The sequence below is a fragment of the Streptomyces sp. CB02923 genome (assembly GCF_001905005.1).
GTDB lineage: Bacteria > Actinomycetota > Actinomycetes > Streptomycetales > Streptomycetaceae > Streptomyces.
In genome coordinates this window covers 248,090-269,520 of record NZ_LWKZ01000003.1, presented here as the reverse complement: position 1 = coordinate 269,520, position 21,431 = coordinate 248,090, and the positions used below count along the sequence as shown (strand labels likewise).

At 70.3% G+C, this 21,431-nt stretch carries 18 protein-coding genes; 7 read left to right on the top strand and 11 right to left on the bottom strand.

Annotated elements, in window-relative coordinates; all coding sequences use genetic code 11:
• Positions 1 to 3: 3 nt before the first annotated feature.
• Entirely contained in the window at positions 4 to 2,754 is a 2,751-nt protein-coding gene (locus tag A6A06_RS08220) for an AfsR/SARP family transcriptional regulator (RefSeq protein WP_073760515.1), read from the bottom strand.
• Between the two features lie 757 nt (positions 2,755 to 3,511).
• Here A6A06_RS08220 and A6A06_RS08215 point away from each other — a divergent pair.
• Entirely contained in the window at positions 3,512 to 4,255 is a 744-nt protein-coding gene (locus A6A06_RS08215; protein WP_073760514.1) for a hypothetical protein, read from the top strand.
• Positions 4,252 to 4,527, top strand: a complete 276-nt coding sequence (locus tag A6A06_RS08210; RefSeq protein WP_073760513.1) for a helix-turn-helix transcriptional regulator — start codon at positions 4,252 to 4,254, stop codon at positions 4,525 to 4,527. The genes A6A06_RS08215 and A6A06_RS08210 overlap by 4 nt, the downstream gene beginning before the upstream one ends.
• A gap of 241 nt (positions 4,528 to 4,768) precedes the next feature.
• On the opposite strand, the gene A6A06_RS08205 is transcribed toward A6A06_RS08210, so the two are convergent.
• The 3 genes from A6A06_RS08205 to A6A06_RS08195 all read right to left on the bottom strand — a co-directional run bounded on the left by A6A06_RS08205 (position 4,769) and on the right by A6A06_RS08195 (position 8,625).
• Positions 4,769 to 6,724, bottom strand: a complete 1,956-nt coding sequence (locus A6A06_RS08205) for an AfsR/SARP family transcriptional regulator (protein WP_073760512.1) — start codon at positions 6,722 to 6,724, stop codon at positions 4,769 to 4,771.
• Between the two features lie 173 nt (positions 6,725 to 6,897).
• Positions 6,898 to 7,776, bottom strand: coding sequence for an alpha/beta fold hydrolase (locus A6A06_RS08200; RefSeq protein ID WP_073760511.1), 879 nt, complete (start codon positions 7,774 to 7,776; stop codon positions 6,898 to 6,900).
• A 114-nt stretch (positions 7,777 to 7,890) separates the two neighbouring features.
• On the bottom strand, positions 7,891 to 8,625 hold the full coding sequence (locus A6A06_RS08195) for an SDR family NAD(P)-dependent oxidoreductase (RefSeq protein ID WP_073760510.1): 735 nt from the start codon (positions 8,623 to 8,625) through the stop codon (positions 7,891 to 7,893).
• A gap of 273 nt (positions 8,626 to 8,898) precedes the next feature.
• Here A6A06_RS08195 and A6A06_RS08190 point away from each other — a divergent pair, with 273 nt between their 5' ends.
• Complete coding sequence (locus A6A06_RS08190) at positions 8,899 to 9,531, top strand: TetR/AcrR family transcriptional regulator (RefSeq protein ID WP_073760509.1); 633 nt, start codon at positions 8,899 to 8,901, stop codon at positions 9,529 to 9,531.
• 109 nt (positions 9,532 to 9,640) lie between these two features.
• Here A6A06_RS08190 and A6A06_RS08185 read toward each other — a convergent pair whose 3' ends face one another.
• Both A6A06_RS08185 and A6A06_RS08180 read right to left on the bottom strand, forming a co-directional pair.
• Positions 9,641 to 10,294 carry a response regulator gene (locus A6A06_RS08185; protein ID WP_073760508.1) on the bottom strand — a complete coding sequence of 218 codons (654 nt, stop codon included), beginning with the start codon at positions 10,292 to 10,294 and terminating at the stop codon, positions 9,641 to 9,643.
• The gene (locus tag A6A06_RS08180) at positions 10,291 to 11,793 is read right to left on the bottom strand and encodes a sensor histidine kinase (RefSeq protein WP_242440642.1); all 1,503 of its coding nucleotides are present in this window, start codon (positions 11,791 to 11,793) and stop codon (positions 10,291 to 10,293) included. Before A6A06_RS08180 ends, A6A06_RS08185 begins: the two co-directional genes overlap by 4 nt.
• Positions 11,794 to 12,033: 240 nt before the next feature.
• Here A6A06_RS08180 and A6A06_RS08175 point away from each other — a divergent pair, with 240 nt between their 5' ends.
• Complete coding sequence (locus tag A6A06_RS08175) at positions 12,034 to 12,990, top strand: CPBP family intramembrane glutamic endopeptidase (RefSeq protein WP_073760506.1); 957 nt, start codon at positions 12,034 to 12,036, stop codon at positions 12,988 to 12,990.
• A 162-nt stretch (positions 12,991 to 13,152) separates the two neighbouring features.
• On the top strand, positions 13,153 to 14,172 hold the full coding sequence (locus tag A6A06_RS08170) for a S66 peptidase family protein (RefSeq protein WP_073760505.1): 1,020 nt from the start codon (positions 13,153 to 13,155) through the stop codon (positions 14,170 to 14,172).
• Between the two features lie 74 nt (positions 14,173 to 14,246).
• Here A6A06_RS08170 and A6A06_RS08165 read toward each other — a convergent pair whose 3' ends face one another.
• Positions 14,247 to 14,753, bottom strand: coding sequence for an Lrp/AsnC family transcriptional regulator (locus A6A06_RS08165; RefSeq protein ID WP_242440632.1), 507 nt, complete (start codon positions 14,751 to 14,753; stop codon positions 14,247 to 14,249).
• Between the two features lie 111 nt (positions 14,754 to 14,864).
• Here A6A06_RS08165 and A6A06_RS08160 point away from each other — a divergent pair, with 111 nt between their 5' ends.
• Together A6A06_RS08160 and A6A06_RS08155 are read left to right on the top strand one after the other, a co-directional pair.
• Positions 14,865 to 16,238 carry an APC family permease gene (locus A6A06_RS08160; protein WP_073760504.1) on the top strand — a complete coding sequence of 458 codons (1,374 nt, stop codon included), beginning with the start codon at positions 14,865 to 14,867 and terminating at the stop codon, positions 16,236 to 16,238.
• A gap of 40 nt (positions 16,239 to 16,278) precedes the next feature.
• Entirely contained in the window at positions 16,279 to 16,800 is a 522-nt protein-coding gene (locus A6A06_RS08155) for a DinB family protein (protein WP_079193877.1), read from the top strand.
• A 126-nt stretch (positions 16,801 to 16,926) separates the two neighbouring features.
• On the opposite strand, the gene A6A06_RS08150 is transcribed toward A6A06_RS08155, so the two are convergent.
• The 4 genes from A6A06_RS08150 to A6A06_RS08135 all read right to left on the bottom strand — a co-directional run bounded on the left by A6A06_RS08150 (position 16,927) and on the right by A6A06_RS08135 (position 21,407).
• Positions 16,927 to 18,045 carry a zinc-binding dehydrogenase gene (locus A6A06_RS08150; protein ID WP_073760503.1) on the bottom strand — a complete coding sequence of 373 codons (1,119 nt, stop codon included), beginning with the start codon at positions 18,043 to 18,045 and terminating at the stop codon, positions 16,927 to 16,929.
• A complete protein-coding gene (locus tag A6A06_RS08145) occupies positions 18,042 to 18,854 on the bottom strand; it encodes a phytanoyl-CoA dioxygenase family protein (RefSeq protein ID WP_073760502.1) in 813 nt (270 codons plus the stop codon). Before A6A06_RS08145 ends, A6A06_RS08150 begins: the two co-directional genes overlap by 4 nt.
• Before the next feature lie 59 nt (positions 18,855 to 18,913).
• Positions 18,914 to 19,654 carry an SDR family NAD(P)-dependent oxidoreductase gene (locus A6A06_RS08140; protein ID WP_073760501.1) on the bottom strand — a complete coding sequence of 247 codons (741 nt, stop codon included), beginning with the start codon at positions 19,652 to 19,654 and terminating at the stop codon, positions 18,914 to 18,916.
• Between the two features lie 88 nt (positions 19,655 to 19,742).
• Positions 19,743 to 21,407 carry an amidase gene (locus A6A06_RS08135; protein WP_073760500.1) on the bottom strand — a complete coding sequence of 555 codons (1,665 nt, stop codon included), beginning with the start codon at positions 21,405 to 21,407 and terminating at the stop codon, positions 19,743 to 19,745.
• Between the last annotated feature and the right edge of the window lie 24 nt (positions 21,408 to 21,431).

The following is a 21,431-nucleotide window of genomic DNA, read 5'->3' as shown; positions in this document are numbered from 1 at the left end:
GGGTTATCTCAGCCCTTCCAGTCGCTCCCGGACCTCACGTACGCCTTCGCCGCCCATCAGCTCGCGCAGCACGATGACTCTCTCCAACTCCCTTACCGCATCCTCGGATTCACCGGCGGACACCAGGACGTCCGCGAAGAGCAGCCGCGCCTTGTCCTCGTTGGGCCAGTTGTCTTGTTCGCGGTAGATGTCGCAGGCCTGCCGGTACAGGGTGACGGCCTCGTCCCGCTCGGAGCGGGCCAGGTGCACCTTGGCCAGGGTGAACAGCACGTCGGCCAGGCCACTGCGCTCCGTTGTGCGCTCCACCGCGCGAAGGGCGTCGGCACACCGACGGAGCGCCCGCTCGTGGTCGCCCCGGTCGAGGTGGAGCGCACCGAGAGCGTTCAGGGCGGCAGCCTCCCCCACCGTGTCGAACACCTCCCGGCACAACTCCAGTGCCTGGCACAGTGCTTCCTCCGCCCCCGCCCGGTCGCCCTGCTTGCGCAGGGTGAGCCCGAGCCGGTGCAGCGACCGGGCCAGACTCAGCCGGCCTTCCTCGCTGTGGTCCTCCTCGCTGAGCCGGACGGCCCGGCGCAGGTAGCCCACGGCCGAGTCGTACTTGCCGGACCGCCACTGCGTCCCTGCCAGCATTCGGTGAACCATGGCGCAATCGGCCGGGGCGGCGGCGGATTCCGCCGCGTCGGCGGCGTGCCGGAGGTTCTTCTCGGCGTCGTCGAGGAGGCGACGGTGCCACTGATAGGTGCCCAGGGCCATGGGAAGCAGCCATGCGTACCGTTCGATGCCCTGGTCGATGGCTAATCGGATGCATCGCTGCACAGTGGCGTACTCCGCGTCCAGGAACGCAGTCGCCTGCGCCGGATCCGCGGGGTCCGTGACCGTGACCATGTCCGGCTCGCCGATGGGCAGGGCGCGCTCGTGGTCGAGCACCCGGTCGCAGGCGCGGACGTTGTGCAGTTGATGTTCCATCACCTGCCGTACGGTCGCCCGCTCGATGTCAGTCACCTCCTCGCCCGGTTCCGGCCGTACGCACCGGCGGGCGAAGACCCGCACGAGGTCGTGCAGCACGTAACGGTCGCCCCGGTGTTCCACCAGGTTCGCCGTCACCAGCTCCGCCAAGGCCCGTTCGGTGCGCGCGCCTTCGCCCGCCACCCTCCCGAGGTCCATCACCGCCTCCCAGGAAGCGCTGGGTCCAGGGTGGACGGCGAGCTGCCACAACAGCAGCCGGGCTTCTTCACCGAGCACGCGTACGGAGCAGTTCAGCGCGGCACCGACCGACAGTTCATGCTCTGGCAGGTGCAAGGTCTCCAGCCTCGCCCGCTCCTCCTCCATCTCCCGCGCCAGGGCGCGGATCGTGCGCAGCGGGCGCACACCGCTGTCCAGGAGCCGGGCCACCACGGTGAGGGCCAGCGGCAGTCGGCCGCAGTGGCGGACCAGATCGCTGAAGGCCTGGGCGTGGATCGCCCGGTCCTTGGCCGACACCTTCTCCTGAAGCACCTCCAGCGCGTCCGCTTCTTGCAGCGGTTCCATTTTGCGAAACAGCACCTTTCTCTCGGACTGAAGGCGCAAGAGGTCGTTGCGGCTGGTGATGATCACGGCACAGGTGCCGTCTCCGGGGAGCAGCGGCAGCACCTGCTGGGCGTTGAGCGCGTCGTCGAGGACGATGAGTGCCGAGCGGTGGGCCAGTGCCGACCGCAGCGCATTGCTCTTGCTCTCCGGCCCGGTCACCGTGGTGTAGGGCGGCAGCGCGGCCAGGAAACCGCCCAGGACCTCGTCCGGTTCGGCGGGCCGCACGTCTTCGTGGGCGAACCCGTTCAGTCCGGCGTAGAGCACCCCGTCGGGGAACCGCTCCCGCAGCCGACGGGCGAGGTGGTGGGCCACCGTGCTCTTGCCGACACCCGCCATGCCGCTGATGAGGACCAGCGCCAGGTTGCCGGCGTCCTGTTCCTCGCACACGGCCTCGACGAGGTTGCAGATCAGTTCGTCCTGCCCGACCGGCCTGCGGCTGCTGCCGGGCAACTGCTTGGGTACGGGCGGCAGGAGCGTCCCGCCTGGCCGGCGGGCGACTCCCCTGACCAGGTCGATGGCACTCTGCAAGTTGGCGTCCGGATCACCGTTGCGCTCCGACCACACCTTGATGAGCTGTTCACGTCGGTGCTCCGGCAGGTCGTCGTGGGCGAGCAGGTAGTACCGGAAGACCTGGGACAGTTCCGGTGCGCGCTCGAACCATTTTCCCGTCTCCTCCCGGAGCCATTTCTCCTCCCTGGACCTCCAGGCGGCTTCCATCCGGGCGTACACGGCGGCCATCAGCTCGGCCCGCAACCCCTCCCGGCGCAGTTGGAAGCCGCGCTCGGTCAGCCCGCGCAGGGGTTCGCCGCCGTCCCACTCCTCCAGGGCCGCATCGAGTTGTTCGAACTGCTCCGGAGGGTTCAGCCCTGCGGCTCTCGCCACCCGGTCCCGGAAGCGGAGCAGGTCGACGGCGCCCTCCGGCACGCGAAGCGTGCAGTAACCGGACTTGCCGCCGTGGGGCACGACCTCCTGGCCCAGTTGCTTCCGCAGGTCGGAGACGGCACGGTTCACCCGCCCGTCGACCTTCTCGTCGCTCTCCCAGAGGACTTCGGCGATCTCTTTCCTGGTGCACCGGCAGCCGGGTGATGTCACCAGAAGTGCGAACAGTGCGCCCGCCTTCGAACCTCCGAAGACCTCTCCGCCGCCGTCCCCTTCGGCTCTGACCGGGCCCAGCACGTGCCCCTCCATCGCCCTTCCCTTCTCCGCGCCGAAAGCAGTGGTCCGGCCCCTTCGACGGTGCCCCTTCATCCGTGCGCTGCGGTGTGCCGCTTCACACGCGCTTGCTCCTTCACGCCCCCAGGGCTCAGTTTTCCCTCAGTTTCCGCTCCGCGGCCTCCTCCCGTCCCCGGGCACGATGGCACCAGCCGCTCGCAGAAGCGCGAGACGGCAGCTTGGTCACCCGTCGACCCATCAGGAAGGAATCGCAGCGCCTATGAACAACCGTCAGCGAAACCGTCGGGCGAGCCGTCTGCGCCAGTCGCCCGACTGGCCGCCGAGTCGCCGCCGCCGGGCAGTCGGCCGGACCGTGGGCACCACGCCGGCGACACCGCCCACCGAGGCGCCGGACGCCTCGTCCTCCGAGACCGCCTGAGCTCGACAGCTCGTGGGTGCCCGTCCCGGGCGGGCACCCACCCCTCCCAGCCCCATTCCTCTCGGCCCCACCCCTCCGAACTCCTCCGACCGGCGAGCCCGCGGCCTTTCCGCACCTGTCACACGCTCGCGGTCGAAGGCAGCAATTACCGGTCAACAAGACCAACACCGCATACGTACGCATACGTACGCATCAAATTGGGGCACCTGGGGCTACTTCCCGTTCCATCCATATCTGGGGTGATGTGACCACCCCGCAGTACTCCAGCCCGTCCAGCACCTCGACACCTCCGGCACCTTCGGCACCCTCAGTTCAGAGAGAGGATATTTCACGATGTATCCACCATCCAGCAGTATGTTCGCCTCGGTGAGGCGGCACTTCGACGAACCCCGGATCGGCGACGCGGTCCTTGTGCTCGTTCCTACGGATACCGAGGGGCGGGAGCCGGTCCGGCTGACCGCCGCCGAGACGCACGAGACCTTGTACGGGCCGGGCTCCGACCCGCAGTTCGCCACCGCGGTCTGGAAGGAGGTGATCCGCACCGCGCTGAGCGACGTCACTCCACACGGCACCGGGAAGCTCCTGATGATCTGGCTGGCCCTGCCCAGGCTGACCGGGACGGTCCACCGCGTCAGCACACGCCTGCGTGCCGATCGGTCGGACGTGGAGGCCGAGATGGTCCTGGCCCTGCTGGAGGAGCTGGCAGCCCCGGACGCCGCGAGCCGCCTCTCCGACTCCTCCCTGATCCACGCGGCGCGCACCAGGGCGTGGCGCTTCGCCCGCGACGGCCTGCGGGAGCGCCCCTCCACCCAGGTCGAGCGCATCACCCAGGACCGCGCGCTCACCACGTCCGACGGGGAGGCGGACGCTTCCGCCGAGAAGGGCTTGGACGTACGGGTCGACCGTCCGGACGGCCCGGACGGGCTGCACGCCCCGCTGCGCTTCCGGGTGCGCCCGGAGCATCTGCGCAGGGGAGCCGTCCCCGACACCGACCACAGGGCGGGGGACCGCTCGACGCGTCACGGTCCCTGCAAGAAGCGACGGTCCGGGCGCCGCGTGGGCACCCGGCCGGTCCGCCCTGCGGGGAGGCGAGCATGAGGAACCTGGTAGATGGCCGACTCAGTTTCACCGAGATGTTCGACCTGCCCGTCGCAGTGGACCTGCGGACGGCGGCCCGAGCGCTCGGGATCGCCTCGACGACCGCGTACCGGCTGATCCGCGAGGACGAGTTCCCCTGCCCCGTCCTCCGCGTCGGACGCAGGTACAAGGTTCCGACCAACGAGCTGATGCTCGCCCTGGGGATTGAGGACCGCCCGCTGTACAGCGTGGCCTTGGAACCGGACGCTGACGGCCCTGGGACCGGCTTCTGAGCAGGAAGAAGAGGAGGGGGCCTCGTGTCCCCACCACCGTGCGGCCCCGTGGTATCAGCCACGGGGCCGCACGGCCCTGACCACGCACCACCCGGGCTCCGTACGCGGGAGGGGACCTCTCCGTATGCCCACCGGGGAACGCAGTCAAGGCAGCCGTAGCCCCAGCCCCGGAGATACGCAATGAGTCGAGAACGAGCACTCCACGGAGTATGAGCAGCAGGCCGACATGCATGACACAACGTCAGGAGTGGCGTTGTCGGGTGCAAGCCTCGGCCTCGGTGAGATAGTGCTCCACCGGCCCGAGGGTGAGCATGCCGCTGGCTGCGCCCGCGTGTTCGGTTTGCGCGGTGCGCAGGGCCGTTGCTGCGCGGGTTGCGGTCTCGGGTTGGTTCAGGATGGCTGCGGCGTGCGCGGTGAGGGACCAGAGTGCTTCCTGCATATGGTCGCCGGGCGGTTCGGGTGCTGCGGAGAGGGCGTCGCGCGCTTCCTCGGCCTGGTCCTGTGCCAGCAGGATCAGCGGCGCCGCCCAGGGCAGGTACGGCCCCCAGTCGAGGGTGGGGTCGGTGGGCGCGGGACGGTGGTGCAGCAGTCGGAGGCCGAGCAGGGCGAGCGGGAGCAGGCCGCGGTGGAGCCCCGGCATACCGGCTGCGGCCAGGTCGTTGTCGGCGGCGCGGTAGGCGGCAGCGGCCATTGCGGCGGTCGGGCCGCCGGGTTCGGCGCTGCGGGCAGCGGTGACGCGGGCCCGGAACCATGCGGTGAGGACGGGGACGAGCGGGGATTCGTGGGTGGTGGCGAGCGTCTCCGCTGCCTCGGCGTGCTCGGTGGCCGTCGTGAGGTCACCGAACGCCGATGCGGCCTGCAGGCGTACGAGGTGGCCCAGGATTTCGAACGCCGGCAGCGCCTGATGGCTGGACAGTGTGAGGATTTCGGCGCCGATCGCGTCGCGCTGCGCGGCAAGGCCCGGACGCGTGAAGGACTGCAGGAACACGCCGTTGAGCGCGAAGGCGAGCAGGGCGGGGTCCTTCAGGTCTCGTGCCAAGGCCTCGGCGGCGCGTGCGGCCGTGTGTGCGTTTTCGAGGGCGGTGCCGGTGGCGTCGGCGCTGCGGCTCTCGTTGGCGATGGTGGCGAGGAGCCGGGCGCGCAGGTCGGCGGGACCGTCGGGGCCGACTTGGAGCAGGGTGCGTTCGGCCGCGGCGACGACGGCACGCGACTGGGCGGGGTCGTCGGCGCGGCTCCAGATCGCGGGAACGTCGTAGGCGCTGATGACGCGCGCGGTCAGCGTGACGTCTCCCGTACGTTCGGCGGCAGCGATGGCGGCCAGCCGGTCGCGGCGTGAGACGACGAGCGCGTCGCCGCCGGCCAGTGCGAGGGTGCGGGCCACTTCCACGGTCGTACGTGGGCCCAGCCTGGTCCGCTTGGCGTTCGGACTGCTCGGGGCCTGCTCTCCGGGCGGTTCCAGGTCGGGCGATCTGTTGAGGATGTCGGTCTCCAGGCGCTGCATCTGCGGGCTGGGGTCCAGTCCCAGCTGTTCCACGAGCATCGTGCGAGCCCTGCGCAGGGTGTCCAGGGCCTCGGCCTGGCGCCCGTCGCGGTGGAGCGCCCGTGCCAGCAGACCCCAGGCCGGCTCGCGCCAGGGGTGCTCGGCGACGTGTCCGCCCAGTTCGGCGACCAGGCCGGTGCTTTCCCCGGACGTGAGCAGGGCCTCCGCCCTCAGCTCCACGCTCTGCAGCCGCAGTTCCTCCAGCTGAAGGCGTTGCTGCCGGACCCACGGAGAGTCGGGAAGGTCGGCGTAGGCCGGACCGTCCCACAAGGCGAGCGTCTCGCCGAGGCCCGCCGCCTTGTCGGGAGAGCGGCGGGCTGCGGCCAGGGCGTCCCGGAAGCGGTGGACGTCCACGGCTTCACGCGGCAGCCGCAGCAGGTACCCGGTCCCCTGGGTGACCAGCACCCGTGCCGGTGTGCGCGGTGGCCGGTCCGGTTCGATGGCCCGGCGTAGCGCGGCGACGAAGGTACGCAGTGCGCCCACGGCGCCGGCCGGCGGGTCGGCCCACAGGTCGTCGACCAGGGTGTCGGTGGTGACCATGCGGCCCTGGGCGGCGACGAGGCGCCCCAGAACCTCCCGGTGGCGCGGTCCGCCGAGGTGGATCGGACGGCCGTTGTCGTGCCATGCCTGTACGGCGCCGAGCACAGCGATCCGCATGCTGTTCTTCCCTTCCGGATCACACACTAGGTCGTCGCGTGCTCAGCGGCGAAGCCGGGCGGCGGCTGCCTCGTACCAGGTCGCAGCAGCCGAGCCGTCGCACACGGCGCCGTACGCGAGCGCCGCCGTACGCGAGCGGCGCCGTACGCGAGCGGCGCCGTAGCTCGGCGGTGTCAGCGGGCCAGCAGGTCACGGATGGCCGCCGCGACCTCGTCGGGAGCCTCCTCCGCCATGAAGTGACCCGCCTGGGTGAGACGGTGATCCAGGTCAGGTGCCCAAGCCCGCCACACCTGCGAGGCGTCGTAGCCGAGCTGCGAGCCCCAGTCCTGCTGCATCACGGTGACGGGCATCGCGAACTGCGAGCCGGCGTCGAAGTCCGCCTGGTCCTGGGCCACGTCGATGCCGGCCGAAGCACGGTAGTCGGCGACGATCGAGTCCACCGCACCACTGCTCGCCCGCAGGTACTCGGCGCGCACATCGTCCGGAATCGCCGCCGGGTCCTTGGCCCAGGCGTCGAGGAACGAGCCGAAGAACGCATCCGCGCTGTTGGAGATCATCGTCTCCGGCAGGCCGGCGGGCTGCGCCATGAGGAACAGGTGGTAGCCGACCGCCGCGGAGCGGCCCCGCAGCACGTTCCACATGTCCAGCGTCGGCACGACGTCCAGGATGCCCAGGTGCGTGATGTTCTCCGGGTGGTCCAGGCCCGCCCGGAAGGCGACGAGGGCGCCACGGTCGTGGCCGACCAGGGCGAACTGCTCGTGGCCCAGTTGTGCGGCGACCGAGACGATGTCGGCGGCCATGGTCCGCTTGGAGTAGACGTCCTCGTCGGTGGCCTGCGGTTTGTCGCTCGCACCGTAGCCACGCAGGTCAGGGACGATCACCGTGTGACCGGTGGCCAGCTTCCGGGCGACGTGCCGCCACATCAGGTGGGTCTCGGGAAAGCCGTGCAGCAGTACGACCGGGCTGCCGCTGCCACCCACCGCGACGTTCAGCTGTACGTCATTCGTGCCCGGCAGCCGGGTGTACTCGAAGTCAGGAATCTCAAGTGCCATGGCAGGTACCTGTGCCTCTTGCTCTCGCTCGCTGTTGCTGTCAATCGCTGTCAATCCGGTGACTGACGAGAACCACGGTGCATGACGCGAATGAGCAGCGAATGAGCAGCGGAGCTACGCCGCAGCTTGCGGAGGCAGCGACTCGGGGTGGAATTGCTCGACGCGGTCCCGTTCGGTGTACATGTTCCAGTAGTGCTCGGCGAGGTCGTCGGGGTCGACGACCGGGTGGCTCGGCCCGTCGGCAGCCTCGAAGGCGGCCTGGGCCTTGGCGGTGACCTCGCTGCGGGCGATCAGGGCCGCGACGGTCAGGGCACCGGCGTAGATGCCCTTGTCTGCCAGTTCGGCGTTGAGGGAGTACAGGTAGTTGCGGGTGGCGGCCATGACCGGCCCCAGGCCGCTGAGGTGGGGCATCGGCCGCGCCGCCGAGTAGCCCTGGGCCAGCAGGAAGGCGCCGTCGCCGCGCTCGGTCCACTCCGGCAGCAGGGCCCGGACCACCTCGACCGGGGTGAGCAGCAGCAGCGGGACCAGGCCCTGCAGCGTGGCCGCGTCCAGTTCGGCGGCCGGGGTGAAGCCCTGGTCGCCGCTGATCGGCCCGTATGCCGCCACGTCGATCCGGCCGAAGCGGTCACGGATCGCGCCGACGAGGGCGGGTACCTCGGCGGGCCGGGAGAGATCGGCGGTGAAGGCGACCGCCTCGACGCCTTCACCGGCGAGTTCTTCGGCGAGTGCGTCCAGCGGGGCCTTGCGGCGGGCCACCAGGGCCACACGGAAGCCCTCGCGCCCGAAGCGGCGGGCCACGGACGCCCCCAGGCCGGTGCCGGCACCGAAGACGGCGATCACTTTGGACATGGTCTGCTCCTTGCTACGGTGAATTTCTTGACCGCCCGGTCAACTTATGCCCGAACGATAGCACCTAACTTGACCTTGGGGTCAAGTTAGGTGCTGGACCGGAGGTCGCGGCACCACCACCCGTCCGGTGACCGGACGATGCACCTACGGGTGGGACCATGGACGCCTCAATGCCGGGCTCCAGGCCTCAGGCCCCGGGGGCCAGAAGCCAAACGCCAACGCCAAACGCCAGACACCAACCCCCAAACCCCAGACCCCAGGAGGAACCACCGGATGCGGGCCGACGCGCAAAGGAATGCGGAGAAGCTGCGGGCGGCCGCCGCGGAGCTCTTCCAGGAGCGCGGCCTCGACGTGCCTCTGAAGGAGATCGCGCGCCGGGCCGGCGTGAGCCACGGCACGCTCTACAACCTCTTCGGCTCCCGCGAGGCGCTCATCGACGAGGTGGTGACCGACCTGGCCTCGGGCCGTCTGGGCAAGGTCGCCGAGCACGCACTGTCCTTCGAGGACGCCTGGGACGGATTCGCGTTCTACGTCGAGAAGGTCTGCGAACTGCAGAGCACCGACCCCGCGGTCGCCGACGTCGTCAGCGGCCGCTACCCGCGTGCCGAGCAACTGATGGCCGTCTGCGACCGGACACTGGACGCCACCACACGCATCGTCGAACGCGCCTGCCGGGCCGGAACGCTCCGCCCCGACTTCACCGCCGAGGACCTTCTGCTCGTCTTCGGCACCCACGCGCTGCTGGCTCGCGCCACCACGGACGCGGCGCCCGACGCCTGGCGCCGCCACGTGGCCTTCCTGCTGGACGGGCTCCGCGCGGAAGCGGCCCGAGGTCCGCTTCCCGCCGCCCCGCTGACCCCACCCCAGATGTTCGACCTGATGGGCGGGCTGACCGGCACGCCGTAGGCGCCGCGCCGCCACGCCCCCGCGCCCTTCATGACGAAGGTCCCGTACACGTAGCCGCCCATGCGGCCATTCCTCTGGGTGAGAGCGGGAGCCGGTTAGCTACGGGACCCTACGGGACCATGCCGTGCTGATAGGCCCAGATGACGGCCTGCACGCGGTCCCGGACGCCGATCTTGTTCATGGCACGTCCGAGGTGGGATTTCACCGTGCTGGTTTCGACCACCATCTCGTCGGCGATCTCCGCGTTGGACAGTCCCCGGGCCAGGAGCCGGAGAACCTCGGTCTCGCGGCCGGTGAGCGCGTGGCCGGGCGGGCGCGGTACGTCACTCGCGGGCGTACGGCGGCGGGCGAACTCGGTGATGACCCGCCGGGTGACGGCCTGGTCGAGGAGACCCTGGCCCCCGGCGAGGCGTCGGACGGCATCGACGAGGTCGTCGGGGGCGGCGTCCTTCAGAAGGAAGCCGCCGGCTCCGGCTTCGAGCGCGCCGAACACGTAGTCGTCCAGGTCGAAGGTGGTCACCACGAGCACCGACGGCGGGTGCGGCCCGGCCGAGACGATCGCGCGGGTGGCCTCGATCCCATCGCCGCCGGGCATCCGCACGTCCATGCACACGACGTCCGGTACGAGCCGGTGCGCCATGTCCACCGCGGCGGGACCGTTGGTGGCCTCGCCGACCACCTCGATACCGTCCGCGTGTTCCAGGATGTAACGGAAACCGGCCCGTACCATCAGCTGGTCGTCGGCCAGCAACACCTTGATCACGACTTTCCCTTCGCGCCGCTGCCATCCGCTGTGCCGATCCGCAGCGCAAGCCGGACTCTCCAGCCGCCGGAGCCGGTCGGTCCCGCGTCGAACACCGCGCCGATGAGGTCCGCCCGCTCCCCCATCCCGGCCAGGCCGAATCCGCTGTGCTCCCGCCGCGCCCGGGGGCGCGGCGACACCGCGTCGTTGACCACCGACAGGACCGTCTCGGCGGGCCGGTGATCGACAGTGATCCGGGTGAAAGCACCCGGCGCGTGGTCACGGACGTTGGACAGCGCTTCCTGCGCCACCCGGTAGAACGTGACGTCGGCGACCGGAGGCAACTCCCGGACACCTCCGGCGCGCACGAGTTCGACGGGGGTGCCCAGCTCCCGGACGGTGGTCACGAGGTGGTCCAGCACCGCCAGTCCCGGAACCGGAGCTCTGGCGTCGGCACCGGTCTCACCGATCCCACCAGTTCCACCGATCCCACCAGTCCCACCGGCCCCGCCGATCCCACCGTCGTCCCCGAGCCTGGATCCACGCAGCACCCCGACGACGAGCCGCAGATCGTCCAGCGTCTCCCGGCCCTGGCTCCGGATCCAGGTCGCGGTCTGTCTGGCTGCGGCGGGGTCGTTGTCGATCATCCGCTCCAGCACGGCGGCCTGGATCACCAGGCCGGACAGGTGGTGCGCCGCTATGTCGTGCAGTTCGCGCGCCATCCGGGCACGTTCCCGGCCGACGGCCTCCGCCTGCCGTGACCGCTGATTCTCCGCCGCCTCCCGCTCGCGCAGCCGGGCCAGCGCCGTATAGCGCCGCTGAACCGCGAACTGGGCGCCGACCATGGCCGCGACGCCGTAGACGAGCGCGGCGGCGACGGCTTGCTCACCGACGAGCGGAAGCATCGCGCCCCATCGGTCGGCGAATTCGGGGCCGGCCACCGCGTCGGCGCCGAAGAGGAAGTGGACCGCGACGTATCCGGCGGTCTCGGCGAGCACACCCGCGGCGACCAGGACAGCCGCGGCGCCGGGCGGAAGAAGGCTGCCGACGGTGTAGGCGGCGATGAGCTGGGGCGGGGTACGGATCGCGTCCCAGGGGTCCAGCAGAAGCATCACCAGCAGTTGGAACGCGACCACCGTATACAGGCAGGCGGCCGGACGGCGGCGCCGGAAGCACAGTGCGAGGGCCTGCACGACCAGCAGCGCGGTGATCGCGCCGGCATGCCGGCCGACCATGTCTCCCGGCTGCTCGGGGCCGGTCAGTGACAGCGCGAACAGTCCCCAGGAGCCGCAGGCCGCCAGTACGGCCAGCGCGCAGTCGCGGCGGAACGTGCCGTGCAGACCGAGTGAGGTGAGCACGCGATTGCCCAGCCGAGCCATCCCGAGCAGGCGGCCGGCCCCACCCTGCGGCGCCCCACCCTGCGGCGCCCCACCCCGTGGCGCCCCACCCCGTGGCGCCCCACCAGCTTCGGCACCCTGCTCGCCGACCGGTACGGCGCGGTCGGCGGCCTTCAGCAACATCACGTTGCGCATGCTACGGGGCGAATGACACCCCCTGGCCGGTCAGGGTGCTCGGCTCCCCCGAAGGCCGGGGACTCGTCTCCACCGAAGGTCGGAGGTTGGCCGCCAAAGGTCGAAGCCTCGGCCAAAAGCCGGAGCCCGAACTGTCGACCTGCGCGCGATGCGCCGGACCCCGGCCACCGAGCAGGCTGACGACGTCACAGCGAAGGCAGCACCCCAAGGAACGAGGAACGCCGGATCATGCACGACCAGACGGTTCACCCGGCCGAACCGGAACCCAAACCCGAACCCAAACCCGAACCCGAACCCGAATCCGAGCGGAATGGCCAGGAGCGCCGACGCGCCGCCCTCGGCGGGCTGAGAACGTTCTTCGTACTCCTCGTCATCTTCACCGGCATTCCGCACGCGTTCGCCATCGCCACCGGTCGGCAGATGCCCTGGCTTCTGCTGGGAATGTTCGCGCCGGCCGCCGCCTCGATCGTCACCCGGCTGGTGCGACGGGAGGGCTTCCACGACATCGCCTGGCGGCTGCGGCCGGTCTCCGCGCGACGGGCGATCGTCCTCGGTGCGGTGTACCCCTGTGCCATCTCGGTGATCACGTACGTCATCGGCTGGTCGACGCACCTGGTGAACCTGGTCGAGTCCCCCGCCCTGCTCGGAATCGACCTGCCCGGTCCCCCGGCGGCGCAGGTGACGCTCGCGGTCCTGCTGGTGTGGGTGCTGGGCGGGCTCTACGGACTGCTGTCCGCGCTCGGTGAGGAACTGGGCTGGCGCGGCTATATGCTGACGCGGCTGGTGAAGGCCGAGGTGCCCCGCCCGGTCCTGGTCACCGGCGTCATCTGGGCACTGTGGCACATGCCGATCATCCTCGGCGGTGTGTACCTGGCCGACAGCGGCGGCTCGACACTCGTGATCGCGCTGCTGTTCGCGCTGTCGATCCTGTTGCAGAACCAGATGATCTGTCACCTGCGCCTGTCCTCGGGCAGCGTGTGGCCCTGCGTCGCCTACCACGCCGTATGGAACGCCGTGATTCAGGGCGCACTCGCTCCGGCCACCACCGGCTCCCACGCCTGGTACCTCGTCGGGGAGCAAGGCATCATCCTGCTCACGGTCAACCTCGCCGGTCTCGCCCTGCTGATCGGGTCCCGGCTGGCACCACGCGGGCGGCCTGCCGTGCTCCACGCCGACCACTCCTGAGCGGACGCGGTCGGCGCCCAGTAGAGCTCCTCCATGCTGCCCTCGGTGCACTGCCGCCGGGCGACGATGCTTACTGGCCTCCATCGACGGAGACTGCCTTCTGGTGATCACTCAGCCGGTAAATGTGTCGCGTGTTGTTGCGGGTGTCGGGATACTGCGTCGATGATCTGCGCTGCACCGCTTCGACCGCTTCGGCCTCGGGCCCTGGCGCCGGGAGATCTCGTCGTCATCGCATCACTGTCCGGCCCGCTCGATATCGATCGCGTGCCGGACCTCGAACGGTCGGTGGCCGTGCTGGAGCGGATGGGATTCCGCGTGCGCCGGGCACCGCTGCTGGAAGCGGGGCGACACCATTGGTGGAGCGCCGCCCCGCCGGCGGAGATCGCCGAGGAGTTCAATGCTCTTCTGCGTGATCCCGAGGTGCGCGCGATCATCGCGCATGACGGCGGCCAGACGGTGCTCGGCTACCTCGACCTGATCGACGTCGACGCGATCACCGCCGATCCCAAGCCGATCCTCGGCTACAGCGACATCTCGCTGCTGCATCTGGTGCTCCACGCGCGCACGGGTCTGGTTGGGTTCCATGCCGACTTGGCCACGCCCGGCCTCGGCGGGGCGTGGCAGGCTGCGCCCGCAGCGCGTAGAGCGGAACTGGAGAGGCTCTACACGGCGCTGCTGACCGGTACGGAGGCGATCGGCGCGTTGCCCGTCAGCCCGTCGTGGGAGTGCTGGCGTGCGGGTCGTACCGAGGGCCGGCTGATCGGCGGGGTGCTCAATCGCATCGTGCTGGCGCAGGCGACGCGTTTCGCGCTGCCGCTCGAACGGTTCGACGGCGCCGTGCTGTTCTGGGACGAGATGGGCGGCCAAGCAGCGCATGTGTGGAGCTATCTCCAGGTACTGCGGCATCGCGGCATCCTCGATCGGATCTCCGGCATGGTCGTGGGTGTTCCGCGCGAGATCGGCGGACTCGGGGCCCACGGGTCCCCGACCCTCCCCGAGATAGTCCTCGATGTCCTCGGCGACCGCGACATCCCGGTCCTGGGAAACGTCGAGTTCGGGCATGCCGGCCCGAATCTGCCGATGCCGGTCGGCATCCACGTCGGCCTGGATGCGCAGCAGCGGAAGTTGTCGCTGCTCGAACCGGCGGTACGGCCGCCCATGATGACGGGGCCGGGCGGCTGAGTGCCTTGGGGAACTGAGTGCCGGGCAGGTCGGCAGTACAACGAGCAGGCCGGTAAACCCTCCCGGCCACCGCCCTAGGAAGCCTGTTCGCCCTCAAGGTGAGGGTGGGCGAGGGGCCCGACCATGTCGCGGGTGATCACTCGGTCGCTCACGCTGGTCGAGTACACGATCGTCGTCGTGATGGAGCCGATCTTCGTGATGCTCGCGGTGACTTCCTCCAGGTGGCCCATCGAGCGGGCCGCCACTTTGGCGACGAAGCAGTCACTGCCGGTCACATGGTGGCACTCCAGGATCTCCGGGCGGTCATTGAAGATGCGGACGTAGTCCCGGTAGTTGCCGCCGGGGAAGACGATGTTGACGAAGGCCAGGATCGGGAGTCCTAGTGCGGGCAGGTTGACCCGCGTCCGGTACCCCTCGATGATCCCGCACTGCTCCAGGCGCCTGACCCGCTCGGTGACTGCCGGTGGCGTCAGGGCGACACGTCGCCCCAGCTCACTGAAGGTGATGCGGGCGTTGGCCTGCAATTCACCCAGTATCTGCCAGTCGGTCGCATCCAGGGACGCTTTCAAATCCATAGCCATTGGGCAAAGATACGTGGCTTTGCATACCCACGAGCCCCGGATGCTTACAAGTTCCCCTGTGGTGCGGGCGGGTGACCGCCATAGCGTGAAGAGCGCACTCAAGGAGGACGGATGACGCGCACCACGCAGGCCCTACAGGCCGGCGACGACCGACAGGGACCGGTTCCCCCTGGAAGGCTCAACCTCGCCCAGGGCACCGCTTTGTATGTGGGAGCGGTACTGGGGACAGGGGTCCTCGCGCTCCCCGGCTTGACCGCGAAGGCGGCCGGTCCCGCGTCTCTGGTGGCCTGGTTCGCGCTCGTCTTCCTGTCCGTTCCGCTCGCCGGCACCTTCGCGGCACTGGCTGCCCGGCACCCCGACTCCGGAGGTGTCTCGACGTATGTGCGCCGGGCATTCGGAGGCCGCACCGCCACAGTTGTCGGCTGGTGGTTCTATCTGGGTGCCCCCGTGGGCATCCCTGCGCTGGCCTTCTTCGGCGCGTCCTATCTGGAACGGAGCACCGGCGGCGGCTGGGCGGCGTCGGCCGGCTACGCGGCAGGTCTGCTCATGGTGGGCTTCCTGGCCAACGCCTTCGGCGTACGGGTGTCCGGACGCGTCCAGCTCGTCCTGTCGGGCTCCCTGGCCCTCCTGCTCGTCCTGGGCATCCTGGTGGCACTCCCGTACGCGGACCCGGCGAACCTGCGGCCCTTCGCTCCGCACGGCTGGCCGGCGATCGGGCCGGCCGCGGCACTTCTCGTGTGGTCGTTCACGGGGTGGGAGACCGTCACGCACCTGTCCGCCGAATTCGCCCATCCGCGGCGCGACATCAAGCGGGCGACCGTCGGAGCGCTGCTCACCATCGGTGTTCTGTACCTGGGCCTGGCGACCATCACGGTGCTGGCGCTCGGCAGTGCTTCCGGAACGACGGCGACCTCGCTGGCTTCCCTGCTGGCACTCGGTTTCGGGCCGTTCGGCACGATTCTCGCCGGCGTGATCGCGGTCCTCACCACACTCGGCACCATGAACGCCTACATCGCCGGCACGGCCAAGCTCGGAGCCGCCCTGGCCCGCGACGGTGCACTGCCCCGCGCACTCGGAAGGGGCGCCGAAGCAGGCGGCTTGCCCCGGCGCAGCCTGTCGGTCGTCGCGGCGATCTCGGGAGCCGTCTTCATCGCCGCCGCCATCGCGCAGTCGGACGTACAACCCCTGGTACTGAGCACCACGGCGTGCCTGGGCGCCGTCTACGCCCTCGGTTCGGCCGCGGGCGCCCGCCTGCTGCGCCACAGCACCCGGTGGGGCACGGCCGCCGCCACGGTGTCACTCGCGATCATCGTCATCCTGCTCGTGCTCACCGGGTGGTACATGATCTGGCCGCTGGCCCTCACGGTCGCCGCGCTCCTCTGGTGCGCCCGGAACCGTCCGGAATCAACGGAACGGACGACATCGACACCCACGGGCGAACAGACAGAGCGCCCACATTCTCACAAGCCACGTATCAGTGGATGAAGAGCACCGATGAAACCACGATGGGACTGCAAGGAGCCATATGTCACTGCACGTACCAGTCGCCCTCGATACGGAGGGACGCAGGATTCCCGCTCATCAGCTGGGTGAGAAGGACATGCTGCGGGGCTTCCTCGAATTCGCCCGGACCACCGTGATCGCGAAGGCGGCCGGCCTGGAAGAGAAGGACCTGGGGCGCGCACACGTCGCATCCGGGATATCTCTGGGCGGAATTCTCAAGCACTTGGCGACCGGCGAAAACCACTGGTTCGCCAACGTGTTGGGCGGGCTCGAACTCCCCATGCCGTTCAGCGAGGACGATCCCGATGGCGACTGGCGGCTCGAAGCCGACGAAGGGCCGGACCGTCTGATCGCGGCCTACCGGGCGGCCTGCGACACCAGCGACGAAATCATCGCTTCGTTGGACCTGGACAGCACGGGCGCACAGGTGGGCGGTGATTACTCGTTGCGCTGGGCCCTGTGTCACCAGCTCGCGGAGACGAACCGGCATGCCGGCCACGCCGATCTCCTGCGAGAGATGACCGACGGATCCCGCGGCTGGTAAGCCTTCCCGGTCGTCCGGACCGCCGAACCGCCCCGGCACGTATGCCGCACCGAGTGAGCCCCCACCCGGAACACGGAAAGCCCAGCTCAGACCATGGCTGAGCTGGGACTGTCCGGTGCGGCGGTGTCAGCTGGCGAGAACCGCCTTGATCACCGTTCCTTCGCCGACGGCCGCCAGCGCCGCGGCGTGCTCGTCCAGCGGATACGACGTCACCAGATCGCGCAGGCCGAAGCGCGCGGTGAGTGCCGGGAGCAGCTTCACGTACTCGGCCAGGTGGGCGCCGGTGAAGGCCCAGGAGCCGACCACGTCGAGCTGGCGGTACACGATCTGGTGCGGGTTGAGGAGGGTGTCGCCCGCGTCCGTGTACTGGCCGATGATGAGGTAGGAGCCTCCCCTGCGGGCGAGCCGCAGCCCCTGCGCGACGGCGTTGGGCACTCCGGCGCATTCGATGACCAGGTCGGCCCCGTCCCCGCCGGTCGCCGTCCGCACCTGGTCCAGGAGCTGGTCGGTGTCCTCGGCGTCGGCGATGTTCAGGTGGACGTCGCCGATGCCCGCCGCCGCGGCGGCCTCCAGCCGGCCCGCGGGCCCACCGACGATGATCACCTTCGACGCGCCCGCGAGTCGGCTCAGCGCAGCCGCCGCGAGCCCGACCGGGCCGCTGCCCTGTACGACGACGACCTCACCGAGGCGGACCGGGCGCCGCTCGTACAGCGCGTGGACGACGGTGGGACCGGCGCAGGCCAGCGACATCGCGGCCAGCGGGTCGGTGCCGTCGTCGAGACGCACGACGGTGGTGCCCGCGCGCAGCGCGATCTGCTGGGCCCAGGCCCCGTTCAGGGCCGGCCCGTCGTCCAGTGAGCGGTTGACCCCGTAGGTGCGGCGGTTCCGGCACAGGGTGGGTTCGCGGTGCTGCGCGCAGGGGACGCACCGGCCGCAGGCAATGGACGAGGCCCACATCACGGTGTCCCCCGGCCGTAGTGCGGCGCCGGTCGAGTCGTGGGTGACGCCCTCGGCCAGCTCCCGCACCGTGCCCAGGCCCTCGTGGCCGAGGACCAGGGGCGTGGGGATGTCCAGGTGTCCTTCCCGGAGGTGCAGGTCCGTGCCGCAGATCCCGCCGTAGGCGCAGTCCACGGTCATGCCGCCCTCGGGAGGCGACGGGATGCCGAACTCGCGCACCGTCAGCGGTTTGCCGAACTCTTCCAGCACGACCGCCCGGCTCCGCGCGGCATCACGCGTCCCGCTCACGCCGCCACCGCCCCGAACTCGCCGAGGAAGGAGGAATCGAGGCTGCGCAGCGGCCGGGTGTCGCGGCACACGACGTACTCGGGGCGCGGCTCGCCCTCCCGCGTGGGGGCGTTCGCGCAGTCGTTGTAGGTGGCGATGAGGAGCCGGCGCGGGAACGGCGACATGTTCGGCGCGGAGCCGTGCACGATCTCCGGGGAGAAGAGGATCACGGAGCCGGCCGGGCCCTTCGGGCTCACCATGCCGCTGCGCTCGGTGAGTTCCGCCAGTTGCTGCGCGGTGAGCGAGATGTCGTCGGGGTCGAGGTGCTGTTCCGATTTGGCGGAGGTGTCGCGGTCGTCGCGCACGAGCCCGGCGCGGTGCGAGCCGGGGAGGTAGATGACGGGTCCGTTGAACTCGTCCACGTCGTCGAGGAACAGGCCGACGTTGATCAGGCGCGGGGCCGGCAGCCCGTCGGCGATCCGCCAGGCGGCGTAGTCCTGGTGCCAGGACCACTTCTCGCCGCCGAAGGCGGGCTTGGTGTTGATCTTGAACTGGTAGATGTAGACGTCGTCCGTCAGCAGTTGCCTGGCCGGTTCCAGGACGCGCGGGTCCCGCATGAGCGCGGCGAACTCCGGTTGCCGGTGGTGCGAGGCGTAGACGGCCCGGACCTCGTCGCTCTCCTCCTCACGTATGAGCTGGGGGCCGGGGACGGCGCAGTCCCGCTGAAGTGCCTCGCGCAGGCAGTCTGTTTCCCGCTGGTCCAGCAGAGACTCGAAGAACAGGAAGCCGTTCTCACGGTATTCGTCGATCTGCTTCTGCGTCAGTTGCATTCTTGTCGCTACCTCACATACTCGTTTCACGGAACCGGACGCCATCGTGCTCATCGGCCTCAGCCCATGAAATGACCGCCGTCCACGATCAGTTGCTGCCCGGTGATGTAGGAACTTCCGGAGGCGACCAGGAACTCCAGCGCGTCCGCGATGTCCGCGGTCGTGCCGATGCGGTTCCGTGGAATGCTGCGCACGATCGCCTCCCGTTTCTCCGGTACGTCCAGGCCGTACCGCTCGGTTACCTCGGGGGTGTCGGTGAAGCCGGGAATCAGGGCGTTGACGCGGACCGTCGGGGCGAGTTCCAGCGCCAGGCACTTGGTCAGATGCAGCAGGCCGGCCTTGCTGGCGCAGTAGTTGGCGCCGTCGCGGCGGGGGCGGATCGCCGTCGTCGAACCGATGTTGACGATCGTGCCGCGTCCGGCGGCCACCATCGCGGGGGCCAGGGCACGGCACATCCGGAAGGGACCGGACAGGTTCGTGGCCAGCACCTCGTCCCAGTCCTCGTCGGTGAGTTCGGCGAAGGGCCGGTCCCGGTTGCGGCCCGCGTTGTTGACCAGCACCTCGGGAGCGCCGTACTCGTCCAGGATGCGGCGGCAGCCCTCGCGTACCGACGTCGCGTCCGCCACGTCGAGGCACAGCGCCTCGATACGGCCCTCGCCCGCGGCCTCTGCCTGCCGCGCCGCCTCCTTGTCGCTCCGGTAGGGGGCGATCACCCGGTATCCGAGCGCGGTGAGCCGCAGGCTCAGGGCCAGCCCGATGCCCCGGGTGCCGCCGCTCACGACCGCTGTGGGGGAAGTCATGGAGATCACCGCCAGTACTGGAGAGAGCCGTCGTCGTGCCGCCGCGCCTTCATGGCGCGGCCCTGGTGCCCCGTGCCCCGCGTACGGTTCACAGTCCGACGCTCGCCGGTGTGAAGGCCGGGGCGCGCCGGACCGGGTGGGCGGACTCGAAGGAGTGCGCGAAGCGGATCAGGGCGGGTTCGCTCCACGCCGGGCCGGCGAAGGTGACGCCCACCGGCAACCCGTGGACGAACCCGGCCGGCACGCTGATCGCCGGGTAGCCGGCGAAGCCCACGGCGAGGGCGCTGCCCATGATCGGGGGGTCACCGTTGATCATGTCGATCTTCCAGGACGGCGCGCCGGTCGGCATCAGCAGCGCGTCCACCCGGTGCTTTTGCAGCGCCGCGTCGACGCCCTCGTCCCCGGCCACCCGGCGCACCGTGGTGACCGCCTGCTTGTACGCGGCGTCCGACGGCTTCCCCGGGTAGGCGGCCAGCATTTCCAGCACGCTCTGCCCGAAGTACGCCAACTCGGTGTCCGCGTGGTCCTTGTTGTACGCGATCAGCTCGGCCAGGCTGCGCGGATGCGTCCCCGGCGTCCGGGCCAGGTACTGCTCGAAATCGTGCTTCATCTCGGTCAGCTGGAGCGTGAGCGCCGCCGGGAAATCCCCCGTCAGCTGTTGGGCGGTGGGGATGTCGGCGTGGTCGACGACCGTCGCACCCGCTTCCTTGAGCACCTCGATGGCCTGTGCCAGCACGCTGTCGGCGTGCGGGCTGTAGCCGGCGAAGACCTCCCTGACGACGCCTATCCGAGCGCCGCGCAGACCACCCGGCTTGAGGCAGGGGGTGTAGTCCCGGCGGAAGTGGCCTTCGCTCGCCGCGGTGGCCGCATCGGTGGGATCGACCCCTGTGAGCACGCCGAGCAGCAGCGCCGCGTCGGCCACGGTGCGGCACAGCGGTCCGATGGTGTCGATGCTGCGGGAACCGGGGAACATGCCGGTGCGGCTGGTGAGCCCGGTCGTGGGCCGGATGCCGACCACACCGTTGGCTCCCGCGGGCCCCAGGAGCGAGCCGATCGTCTCGGTCCCGATGGCTCCGGCGCACAGACCGGCCGCGGTGGCCACCGCGGGACCCGCGCTGGAGCCGTTCGGCGAACGGTCGAGCTTGTACGGGTTGCGGGTCTGGCCGCCACGCTGGCTGTAGCCGCTCGAACCGCTGACCGGCGAGGTCAGGTTGCCCTTGCCCAGCAGCACGGCGCCGGCCGCACGCAGCCGGGCGACGACCGTGGCGTCCTGTGCGGGACGGACGCCCAGCAGTGCCCGCAAGCCGCTGCTGGTGTGCATCTTGTCCGCGGTGTCGATGTTGTCCTTGATCAGCAGCGGGATGCCGTGCAGCGGTCCGCGGAGCTTGCCCGCGCGGCGTTCCGCGTCCAGCGTGGCGGCGAGTTCGAGGGCGTCCGGGTTGGTCTCCAGGACAGCGTGCAGGGCCGGGCCCCGGTGGTTCAGTTCGGCGATCCGGTCCAGGTAGAACCGCGTCAGCGCCACCGAGGTGAGCTTCCCGCCGGCCAGCCGGTCCCGCAGCTCGGTGAGGCTCGCCTCGTGCAGACCGCCGACCGCGGCGGACGAGCGGACGCCGGACGAGCGGACGGCGGGCGCGTCGGCGGCCCGTGCCCGGGGCGCGGAGAGCCCCAGCAGGGCGGGGGCCGCAGCCGCGCCGAGGCCGAGGATACTGCGGCGATGCAGGCCGGCTGTGTCGGAAAGGGGTGTCCCGTCCATGGTCTCGCTCTCGGGATCGGATAT